Origin of the sequence: Micromonospora sp. LA-10 (genome assembly GCF_051853095.1) — a bacterium.
Lineage (GTDB): Bacteria > Actinomycetota > Actinomycetes > Mycobacteriales > Micromonosporaceae > Micromonospora > Micromonospora echinospora_A.
On the sequence record NZ_CP195710.1, the window covers coordinates 3,189,224 to 3,199,046 of the forward strand.

Consider the following 9,823-nt stretch of genomic DNA (forward strand, 5'->3'; position numbering starts at 1 on the left):
TATGTCTGAACCGTTCCCCCGGCCGATGCGGCGAAACCGGACGCACCGGGTGGCCCGCGTCGCACCAGGTTTGGCCCGATGGCCTGGGGGGATCCGCAGAGGCATGGCAGGAGCAGCAGCGGAAGAGCGCCGGCTGGCCACCGTGGTGGCGAGCTGGCAGCAGCGTCCCGTGCTGGTCGTCGGGGACGCCATGCTGGACGAGTGGCGGTTCGCCGAGTCGGAGCGGCTCTGCCGCGAGGCGCCCGCGCCGGTCCTCACCCTGCGGCGGCGGATCTCCGCGGCCGGGGGCGCCGCCAACACGGCGGTGAACGTGGCGGCGCTCGGCGGACGGGCGGCGATCGTCGCCCCGGTCGGCGCCGACGTGGCCGGTGACGAGCTGCACGACTGCCTGGACCGCGCGGCGGTCTGGGACCGTACGGTGAGCCAGCCCGGCCGGCCGACGCCGGTCAAGCGGCGGATGCTCGCCGGCAACCAGATCCTGCTCCGGGAGGACTCCGGCGGCCCGGAGGACGCGCTGGACGACGACGGGGTGGCACGGCTGCTGACCGCGCTGCACTGCGCCACCGAGGAGCTGCGCGCGGTCGCCCCAGGACAGCCGCTCACGCTCGTGGTCTGCGACTACGGCCTGGGTGCCCTGCCCTCGGCGGTACGCGCCTGGCTGGTCGCCAACCGGGACCGCTACGGCACCGTGGCGCTGGACGCGCACGACCTGGCCGACTGGCGTGGACTGAACCCGACTGTGGTGACGCCGAGCTTCGCCGAGGCGACCCGGCTGCTGGCCCGCGCCGCCGCCGGCTTCGCGCACGGCGAGCGCAACGCCGTACCCCATGGTGGTGACCTGCACCTGGACCACCCGCCGGAGGCCGACGGCCCGTCCGAGCTGATGGTCGGCGCGGCGCCGGGCGGCTCCGGCGACCGCGCGCCGGGCAGCCCGCACCCGACCTCGGGGGCACCCGCCACCGGGACCACCGGCGGCTCCACCGGCCCGACCGGCGAGCCGACGCCGGGCGAGGAGCGGGTGGCGCTCACCGGTGACGGCCTCAGCGTCACCGGCACCGGCGTGACGGTGAGCGCTACCGCCGGCACCGGCGTGGACCGGGCCGTGCTGGCCGAGTCGCGCCTGCCCGAGCTGCGCGCGCACACCGGCGCGGACGTGGTGGCGGTGACCCTGGACACCGAGGGCGCGGTGGTCGGCGGCGCCGAGGGTGAGCCCCGGCGCAGCCACAGCACCCCGGTCCCGGCCAGCCACGCGGTGGGCGCCGGGGACGCGTACCTGGCGGCCATGACGCTGGCGCTCGCCGCCGACTCGGGCCTGCCCACCGCCGCCCAGCTCGCGCAGCTCGCCGCCACCATCACGGTGGCCGACACCGGCACCTGCGTGTGCCGCCGGGAGGACCTGCTCGCCGCGCTCGGCACCGGCCCGGAGGAGGGCGGGCACCCGGCGCTGGTCGGCGCCGACGAACTGGCCGCGCTGGTGGACGAGCACCGGCAGGCCGGCCGGTCGGTGGTGTTCACCAACGGCTGCTTCGACGTGCTGCACCCCGGGCACGTCCGCTACCTGACCCAGGCCCGCGCGCTCGGTGACCTGCTGATCGTCGCGGTCAACTCGGACGGCAGCGTACGCCGGCTCAAGGGCGCGGACCGGCCGGTCAACCCGGTCGAGGACCGCATCGCGCTGCTGGCGGCGCTGGCCTGCGTCGACCACGTGGTGGTCTTCGAGGAGGACTCGCCGGCCCGGCTGATCGAGGCGGTCCGGCCGGACGTCTACGTCAAGGGCGGCGACTACCCGCCGGAGATGGTGCCGGAGGCACCGCTGGTGCGGCGGCTGGGCGGGCAGGTGCGCACGCTCGGGTACGTGCCGGACCGATCCACCTCGGCGATCATCGACCGCATCCGCGCCCAGTCGGTCGGCACCGAGCGGAGCGAGGGCCGTGAGGCCATGCACAACCCTTCCGTGGGGGAAGGCAGGCCGGCGTGACCCGACCGCTCGACCCGGGCGCGCCCGGGCAGTTCCGGCAGCACCGCCGGCTCGACGTGCTGATCCCCACCCGCAACCGGCCCGCCGAACTGGCTGTCACGCTGTCCGGGCTGGCCGCTCAGGAGGGCGTACCCGGGTTCGGTGTGGTGGTCAGCGACCAGTCCGACGGCGAGCCCGCGTACGCGCATCCGGCCGCCGCCACCATGGTCCGGGCGTTGCGGCACCGGGGGCACCCGGTGCTGCTGACCCGGCGGCTGCCCCGGCGGGGCCTGGCTGAACACCGGTCCTACCTGCTCGCCCAGTCGGCGGCGGACGCGGTGCTCTGCCTCGACGACGACGTGTGGCTGGAGCCGGGCACGCTGTCCCGGCTGGTCACCGCGCTGGACGAGCTGGGCTGCGGGTTCGTCGGCAACGCGGTGCACGGGCTCTCCTACGCCGACGACGTCCGCCCGGAGACGCACGAGCACTACGAGGAGTGGACCGGGCCGCCGGTGCCGGAACGCGTGCTGCCCGGCACGCCGGAGTGGCATCGGGCGTCCATCCACCCGGCCGCGAACCTGCTGCACGTCACCGAGAAGCTGAACCTGCCGCCCGGGCAGTGGCGCGCGTACAAGGTCTCCTGGATCGGCGGCTGCGTGCTCTACGACCGGGCGAAGCTGGTCGAGGCCGGTGGCTTCGACTTCTGGGAGCGGCTGCCCGACCGGCACCAGGGCGAGGACGTCGCCGCCCAGCTCGCGGTGCTGGAGCGCCACGGCGGCGCCGGTGTGCTGCCCAGCGGCGCCTACCACCTGGAGTCGCCGACCACTGTCACCGAGCGGGACGTGGAGGCGTGGGAAGTAGTGCTCAGCGAGTCGACTGCGGAGGTGTGAGCAGCTCGCGGGCCGCCTCGATGACCTCGACGGCGGGGACGTCGGCCACGAACGACACCCGGTGCGGGCACTCCCCGTCGCCGGGCCGGTGCGGGTAGATCCCCGGTGTGCAGTCGACGCCGCAGACCGGGCAGTGCGTGGTCCAGGCGGCGATCGGGCGGTGCCGGCCGCGCAGCGGCGACGCCCCGTTGATCAGGTTGCCGACCCAGAACACGCCGACGGTCGGCGCGCCCACGGCGGCGGCCAGGTGCAGCGGGCCGGTGTCGTTGGAGACCACGAGCGCGCAGTCCGCGTACGCGGCGGCCAGCGCGCCGAGGCTGAGCGTGCCGACCTGCGGGCGTACCGGCACGCCGGCCGCCGCCACCACCGCGTCCACTGTCTCCTGCTCGGCGGGGGTGCCGGTGACCAGCACCTCGTACCCGTCGCCGGTGAGTGCGCGGGCGACCTCGGCGAAGCATTCCGGCGGCCAGCGCCGCCGCGTGTCGGTGGCGCCCGGGTGCAGCGCCACGCGCGGCCGGGTGGGCTCGCCGAGCACGGCGGCGGCCTCGGCCCGGTCGGCGGCGGTCACCGCAAGCGCCGGGGTGATCGTGGTGGCGGGCGCGCCGACCAGCGCGGCCACCTCCAGGTAGCGGATCACCTCGTGCTGGTAGTAGACGTAGCGCAGCCAGCGGTCGAGCGGCGGCGCGCCCTCGGCCCGCAGGCCGGCGGTGACCCGCGCGCCCAGGCCCGCCACCAGCGGGTTGGAGTTCGCGCCGCCGCCGTGCACCTGCAACGCCAGGTCGAACCGCTCGGCGCGGGCCGCGGCCAGGAACTCCGCGACGTCTCCCGGCTCCTCGCCGGCGCCGGGATCGCGGATTCCGGGTGCCGCCGGCACCACCAGCACCCGGTCCACCGGGCCGGGCCGGTCGCGCCAGAGCGCCGCGTGCCACGGCGCGCCGAGCAGCACGATCTCCGCCGACGGGTACGCCGACCGCAGCGCATCCAGCGCCGGCAGCACGAAGATGAAGTCGCCGAGCGCGTTGGCGCGCAGCACGGCGATCCGTTCGACGTCGGGTACGCGCTCGCCGACCGGGCCGAGCACCGACGGCTCCAGGTCGCGGCGCGGCGAGCTGGAGCCGTCGTCCGGGCTGGTCACGCGACCCCTACGGCCGGTCGATCTCGTCGAGCGCGGTGTCCGGGTGGTGCAGCTCCCGGTCCGCGGCCGGGTCGGCCGGCATCGGCGTACGGTCGACGCTCGCGCGCGGGCCGGTGCGGCCGACGGTGATGGTGCGCGGTGTGGGCCGGGCCGCCCGGGGCAGCCGCACCCGCAGCAGACCGTGGTCCATCACCGCGTCGATCCGGTCCGGGTCCACCCGGGACGGCAGGTCCACGCGGTACTCGAAGCCGCGCGTGGTGAACCCGCCCGGGATGCCGTGGTCGGCGTTGACCTCGGCCTCCGACCGGGCGCGGACGCACAGCTCCCGGTCGTCCAGCTCGACGGCGACCTCCTCCGGCGCCACTCCGGGGAGCCGGACGACTACTTCCCAGCCGTCGGCCGTCTCGGCCAGATCCACGTCCTGGCCGCCGGAGCGTCCGCCGACCAGCCGGCTCAGCTCGGAGCGCAGCGACTGCAGCTCACCCATCGGGTCCCAGCCCTGCTGGCGGCCCCGCCAGCCGCGTCCGCCGCTCTGTTCGGTCATCGCACGTCTCCGATCCGCTGGTTCGCCGAGGAGGGTCGCAGCGAGCTGGGCGCGTTCAGGTCGTGCTCCGGGTCGACGCCGACGCCGAGCCGGTCCACCAGTTCGCCGCCGAGCCAGGCGCTCACCCCGAGGATCGCCACCGCGACCAGCTCGATCGCGATGAGCGCGCCACCGGCGGCCCGCGAGTCGGCGTTGAGCCGGACCGCCCAGACCGCGGCGAACAGCAGGATGACCGCCACGTTGGCGGCGGCGTGTGTCAGCCCGACCCGCTTCGCGCGGGTGCCGGCCGGCAGGGCGAGCAGGTCGAACGCCCCGGCCGCCGCGGCCAGCAGGCCGCCGATCAGGCCGACTGTGATGTTCCAATACGCGACCTCGCCGAGGAAGTCCGGCCCGCCCACGGTGTCCACCACATCGAAGATCACCGCGGTCACCAGGAGCGCCACCGGGAACATCACGAGCATCGGATGCACGGGATGGCCGAGCACCTTCAACCGGCTCTCCATCTCGGCCTCCATCCGTCGCGTCCGGACGCACGCTGCGAACCGGTCCCTACCCGCCGGTCCCGGGGGCAAACCCGGCACTCGACGCGTCTCCTAGGCTGACAGTGGCGGAACGCGGCCCGTCGCGGGCCGGAACCGTCGTGACGATCAACGGACGGGGGAGGAAGACGTGACGACCCGGGAGATCACCAGCGAGGCCGAACTACGCGAGCTGATCGGGACGCCGATGCCGCGCGCGGCCGCCAAGGACCGCCGTACGCTGCACGAACGCGACCGGGAGTGGCTTGCCGCGTCACCGTTCTGCCTGATCGCCACCGCGGGCGCGGACGGCACCTGCGACGTCTCGCCGAAGGGCGACCCGCCCGGCTTCGCACTCGTGCTGGACGACACCACCATCGCGATTCCGGAACGGCCCGGCAACCGGCGGGCCGACGGCTACCGCAACATCCTCGCCAACCCGCACGTCGGGTTGATCTTCCTGATCCCCGGCCGCACCGACACGCTGCGCATCAACGGGCGCGCCCGGCTGATCTCCGACGCGCCGTGGTTCGCCGACATGGAGGTCAAGGGTCACCGGCCGCTGCTCGCCGTCGAGGTCGCGATCGAGCAGATCTTCTACCACTGCGCGAAGGCGTTCCTGCGCTCCGAGCTGTGGCAGCCGGAAACCTGGCAGCCGGACGTGCTGCCGACCCGGGCCCGGCTGATCAAGGAGGTGGAGGCCCCGGCGGAAAGCCTGGCCGACCTGGAACGCCACTACGGCCCGGCCTACCTGGAGACCCTGTACCGCTGAGGTCGGCCGGTGCTCAGAGCCGGACGTTGCGCTTGCGTTTGCCCCGGCCCACGTACCCGCGACCGTCCGCCGCCTCCACGCGGCGCGGCCGGTCGCGGCGCGGCCGGTCGGCACGGCGACGGCTGATCTGGGACAGGGTCAGCACCACCCCGACGCCCAGGACGGCCAGCCCGACCACGCCGAGGACGCCCTGCACGCGGCCGCGGTGCCCGCTGAGCTGGCCGAAGTCGGTCACGAAGTCGCCCGGGTCCGCCGGGCTCACCCAGATCGACACCTCGGCCCCGGCGGCCCGGCACACCTCGAAGCAGGCCACCTCCTGCGCGTGCGTCCGGCCGTCGAGCTCGTAACTGAAGTACATGGTCCTCGACGAGGAACTCCGGTTGCCGCCGCTCTTCGTCACCTGATCGACGACGACCGCCCGCGCGGGCGTACCCCGCTCGCGCAGCGTCACCGCCCAGTCGTCCAGCTCCGTCTGGGTGTGGAACGGCAACCACAGCAACGCGCCGCCGCCGACCACCAGCAGTACGCATGCGAGGTGGACCAGGAACGACCGGCGGTTGATCACCCGGCCATCCTCGCCGGGGCCCGCAACCCCGGTACCGGCGCCCGATGGGGTTGAATCGGCTGCGTGGCGAAGACCTTGACGATCACCACCCGGAACGCGAGCTTCCAGCAGTGGCAGGCGCTGCTGACCAACCGCAACAAGCGCCAGCGTGCCGGGGAGTTCCTGGTCCAGGGGGTACGCCCGATCACCGTGGCCCTGGAGCAGGGGTGGGAGATCCGGGCGCTGCTGTACCCGGACCGGCAGCCGCTGTCCCGCTGGTGCCGGGAACTGCTCGACCGCGCCGACGCCCGGCGGGTCGCTCTCGCGCCCGAACTGATGCGGGAGCTCAGCGGCAAGGAGGAGGAGTCACCCGAACTGCTGGCCGTGGTGGCGCAGCCCGATGACGACCTGACCCGCATCCCGGTCGGGCCGGACATGCTCGTGGTGGTCTTCGACCGCCCCAAGACCCCGGGCAACATCGGCACGCTGATCCGGTCCGCCGACGCCTTCGGTGCCTCCGGCGTGGTGGTCACCGGCCACGCCGCCGACCCGTATGACCCGAAGGCGGTCAGGGCCAGCACCGGGTCGCTGTTCGCGGTACCGGCCGTGCGCGTCCCCAGCCACCACGCCGTCCTCGACTGGGTCGCCGAGGTGCGGAAGGAGGGACCACAGATCCAGATCATCGGTACGGACGAACACGGCGACGTCGACGTCGCGGAGCACGACCTGACCGGGCCCACGCTCCTGCTCGTCGGCAACGAGACGCACGGGCTCAGCAAGGGCTGGCAGGAGGCGGCCGACCGGATGGTGCGCATCCCGATCGTCGGCGCGGCCAGCTCGCTGAACGCGGCGGCGGCCGGGACTGTGGCGCTGTACGAGGCCGCCCGGCAACGCGCGAAGCAGCGCTAGCGGTCGGCGTCCTCCTCCGGCGAGCCGAAGCCGGGCTGGAACCGATCGGACGGCGGCCCGACCTCGGCCCACCACCGTCCCCGGCGTACCTCCAGGCCGGGCACGCCCGCCACCATCCGGTCCGGGTCGACCAGGCCGGCGACCGACTGCGCCAGGTCGCTCCGCAGCTCGTCGACCGCCTCGTCCAGCGTCTCCTGCTCGCCCGGCCAGTCGACGTCGGCGCTCCGCAACTCCCGCTCGGCGGCCTCGAACACCGCCTCCGGGTCGTCGACCCTGATCTCGATACGGCAGTACAGCTGCACGACTGTCGACTCGTCGTCCGTCACGGACGGAAGCTTTGCACGTCCCGCCGCTCACGTCCCCACGCGGCCAGCGGCTCGAGCGCGTCGTTGAGGCGTACGCCGTCCTCGGTCAGCGAGTACTCGACGCGGGGCGGCACCTCGTCGTAGGAGACGCGGCGCACGACGCCGTCCGCCTCCATCTCGCGCAGGTGCGCGGCCAGCACCTTCTCGGTGACCCCCGGCAGCAGCCGCCGCAGCTCGCCGAAGCGGCGGCACGGGTGCTCGTGGAGTGCCCAGAGGATCAGCACCTTCCACTTGCCCCCGATCACCTCCATTGCGGCGTCGATCCCGCAGACATGGCCGTCCGGTGCGCCCGGCCGGTTCAACGTCGTCATGCCCCCGCCCCTCCGACCTGCTCGCTCACCTCAGAGTAACCACCTACTCCGAAGTGCGTACTTGATCGTCCTTGGGCCCGCGACCAGCCTGAACGGCATGGCACACGACACTGTGGAGAAGACGCCCGTCACGCTGCTGGGCCTCGGCGCGATGGGCGCCGCGCTGGCCCGCGCCTGGCTCGCCGCCGGCCACCCGCTCACCGTCTGGAACCGCACCCCGGCCCGCGCCGCGGCGATGTCCGCCGAAGGAGCGGAGGTCGCGGACAGCGCCGCCGAGGCCGTCGCCGCGAACACCCTTGTCGTCGTCTGCCTGCTGGACGACGCCTCGGTCGAGGAGGTGCTGGCCGGCAAGGACCTGGCCGGCAAGGACCTGGTCAACCTGACCACGGGTACGCCCGCCCAGGCCCGCGCCCGAGCCGACTGGGCCCGCGAGCGCGGCGCCCGCTACCTGGACGGCGGAATCATGGCCGTTCCTCCGATGATCGGTGTCCCGGACACCGGCGGCTACGTCTTCTACAGCGGCTCCCCAGAGCTGTTCGAGCGGCACCAGGCGACGCTCGCCGTCCCCGCCGGCACCACATACGTCGGCCGGGACGCGGGCTTCGCCGCCCTGCACGACGTGGCCCTGCTCAGCGCCATGTACGGGATGTTCGCCGGGGCAGCGCACGCCTTCGCCCTGATCCGCCGTGAGGACATCGACCCCGCGTCGCTGGCCCCGCTGCTCGCCGACTGGCTCGTCGCGATGGCCCCGGCCGTGCACCAGACCGCCGACCAGCTGCGCAGCGGCGACTACACGAAGGGTGTCGTCTCCACTCTCGCCATGCAGGTGGCCGGCACGCCGACGTTCCTGCGCACCGCAGAGGAGCAGGGCGTCAGCCCGGAACTGCTCAGCCCCTACTTCGAGCTGATGCGCCGCCGGCTGGCCGAGGGCAGCGGCGAGGAGGACCTGACGGGCGTCATCGACCTGCTGTTGCGTTGACCGGCCATTGGCGCCCGGCCGCCGTCACCTCACGTCGTTTGCGCCCGGTCGTTCGTCCGCACTGCGGCGAGGCTGACGATGCCGGTGCCGAGCAGGGCGCCTCCCACCAGCATCCTCGTCAAACTGAACGCGCTGGTGTGCACCGTCAGGTGATCGACGTAGGGTTCGCCGGGCCAGGCCGCGAAGTACGACAGGCAGACGAGCACCGCGCCCAGCACCCCGCTGAGCAGCAGACTCACTCGGCTGGTGGTGAAGCTTCGCGCGGCGAGCGCCGAGGCACCACCGATCACCACCCACAGCACTGCGGGCAGTGGAAGCCACCAGCCGGGACCCGACCCGTTCACGGCTCGCAGCAGGTCGCCGGGAAGCCCGAGCGGCGCCAGCCCGGCCGAGGTCTTCCCACTGATCGCGACAAGCACCCACAACGCTGCCGTCGTGACCGCCAGGCCGGCGGCCGCGGGACGCCAGTCCCCGGCGGAGATGATGGCCCCAGCGGTGAGTGCACCCAACCCGAGCCCGACGACCAGGGCAACCGTCACGGAGTTCTCCGGACCACCCACCGCGAGGATGACGTCACGAGCCTCGCGCGCCGAACCCCGGAGGAAGGGCAGAGACGTCAGGCCCGCCACAGCGACCAGGACGACGATGCCGAGCCGCGCCCGCGAGCCCGCCACCAGGCCGGAGGCCACGATCCCGCCGAGCGCCGACGTGACGGCCGCCAGCCCCGCGACGGTCGCCGACAGCGTCAGCCATTCCCCGTCCAGCCCGGCGGCGAAGCTCTGGTCGAACGGCAGCAGCCCGGTGCGTGTCGCGATCGCGAACTGCGCCAGCAGGGCGGCGGCCACTGCGGACGGGCCGAGGAGCCAGGCGATCCACTGTGGCTTCGCTACGAGCGGCAT

The 9,823-nt window shown here is 74.0% G+C and carries 12 protein-coding genes; 5 read left to right on the forward strand and 7 right to left on the reverse strand.

The window, feature by feature from the left end; translation table 11 throughout:
- Positions 1-103: 103 nt before the first annotated feature.
- A complete protein-coding gene (gene rfaE2 / locus ACSDG8_RS15005) occupies positions 104-1,978 on the forward strand; it encodes a D-glycero-beta-D-manno-heptose 1-phosphate adenylyltransferase (RefSeq protein ID WP_247688091.1) in 1,875 nt (624 codons plus the stop codon).
- A complete protein-coding gene (locus ACSDG8_RS15010; protein ID WP_210892867.1) occupies positions 1,975-2,847 on the forward strand; it encodes a glycosyltransferase in 873 nt (290 codons plus the stop codon). The genes rfaE2 and ACSDG8_RS15010 overlap by 4 nt, the downstream gene beginning before the upstream one ends.
- Here the strand turns inward: ACSDG8_RS15010 and ACSDG8_RS15015 are convergent.
- Genes ACSDG8_RS15015 through ACSDG8_RS15025 form a run of 3 tightly spaced genes read right to left on the reverse strand, consistent with a single transcriptional unit; the run spans position 2,822 to position 5,029 of the window.
- Positions 2,822-3,982: a glycosyltransferase family 9 protein gene (locus ACSDG8_RS15015; protein WP_439427984.1), complete on the reverse strand. Its 1,161-nt coding sequence runs from the start codon at positions 3,980-3,982 to the stop codon at positions 2,822-2,824. The two genes, ACSDG8_RS15010 and ACSDG8_RS15015, sit on opposite strands and share 26 nt — an antisense overlap.
- A gap of 7 nt (positions 3,983-3,989) precedes the next feature.
- The gene (locus ACSDG8_RS15020; protein ID WP_210892862.1) at positions 3,990-4,526 is read right to left on the reverse strand and encodes an Hsp20/alpha crystallin family protein; all 537 of its coding nucleotides are present in this window, start codon (positions 4,524-4,526) and stop codon (positions 3,990-3,992) included.
- The gene (locus ACSDG8_RS15025; RefSeq protein WP_210892860.1) at positions 4,523-5,029 is read right to left on the reverse strand and encodes a DUF2231 domain-containing protein; all 507 of its coding nucleotides are present in this window, start codon (positions 5,027-5,029) and stop codon (positions 4,523-4,525) included. The genes ACSDG8_RS15020 and ACSDG8_RS15025 overlap by 4 nt, the downstream gene beginning before the upstream one ends.
- Before the next feature lie 223 nt (positions 5,030-5,252).
- Between ACSDG8_RS15025 and ACSDG8_RS15030 the strand changes: the two genes are divergently transcribed.
- A complete protein-coding gene (locus tag ACSDG8_RS15030; protein WP_247678263.1) occupies positions 5,253-5,816 on the forward strand; it encodes a pyridoxamine 5'-phosphate oxidase family protein in 564 nt (187 codons plus the stop codon).
- Positions 5,817-5,829: 13 nt separating this feature from the next.
- Here the strand turns inward: ACSDG8_RS15030 and ACSDG8_RS15035 are convergent, their stop codons facing one another.
- Positions 5,830-6,381 carry a DUF3592 domain-containing protein gene (locus ACSDG8_RS15035; RefSeq protein WP_307856130.1) on the reverse strand — a complete coding sequence of 184 codons (552 nt, stop codon included), beginning with the start codon at positions 6,379-6,381 and terminating at the stop codon, positions 5,830-5,832.
- Between the two features lie 63 nt (positions 6,382-6,444).
- On the opposite strand from ACSDG8_RS15035, the gene ACSDG8_RS15040 reads away from it, so the two are divergent.
- Positions 6,445-7,269: a TrmH family RNA methyltransferase gene (locus ACSDG8_RS15040; protein ID WP_210892856.1), complete on the forward strand. Its 825-nt coding sequence runs from the start codon at positions 6,445-6,447 to the stop codon at positions 7,267-7,269.
- On the opposite strand, the gene ACSDG8_RS15045 is transcribed toward ACSDG8_RS15040, so the two are convergent.
- Together ACSDG8_RS15045 and ACSDG8_RS15050 are read right to left on the reverse strand one after the other, a co-directional pair.
- Positions 7,266-7,595 (reverse strand): hypothetical protein, encoded by a 330-nt coding sequence (locus ACSDG8_RS15045; protein WP_439427985.1) that lies wholly within the window; start codon positions 7,593-7,595, stop codon positions 7,266-7,268. The two genes, ACSDG8_RS15040 and ACSDG8_RS15045, sit on opposite strands and share 4 nt — an antisense overlap.
- Positions 7,592-7,945 carry a winged helix-turn-helix transcriptional regulator gene (locus tag ACSDG8_RS15050; protein ID WP_439427986.1) on the reverse strand — a complete coding sequence of 118 codons (354 nt, stop codon included), beginning with the start codon at positions 7,943-7,945 and terminating at the stop codon, positions 7,592-7,594. The genes ACSDG8_RS15045 and ACSDG8_RS15050 overlap by 4 nt, the downstream gene beginning before the upstream one ends.
- A gap of 97 nt (positions 7,946-8,042) precedes the next feature.
- On the opposite strand from ACSDG8_RS15050, the gene ACSDG8_RS15055 reads away from it, so the two are divergent.
- Positions 8,043-8,924, forward strand: coding sequence for an NAD(P)-dependent oxidoreductase (locus ACSDG8_RS15055; protein WP_439427987.1), 882 nt, complete (start codon positions 8,043-8,045; stop codon positions 8,922-8,924).
- A 29-nt stretch (positions 8,925-8,953) separates the two neighbouring features.
- Here the strand turns inward: ACSDG8_RS15055 and ACSDG8_RS15060 are convergent, their stop codons facing one another.
- The gene (locus ACSDG8_RS15060; RefSeq protein ID WP_210892848.1) at positions 8,954-9,823 is read right to left on the reverse strand and encodes a hypothetical protein; all 870 of its coding nucleotides are present in this window, start codon (positions 9,821-9,823) and stop codon (positions 8,954-8,956) included.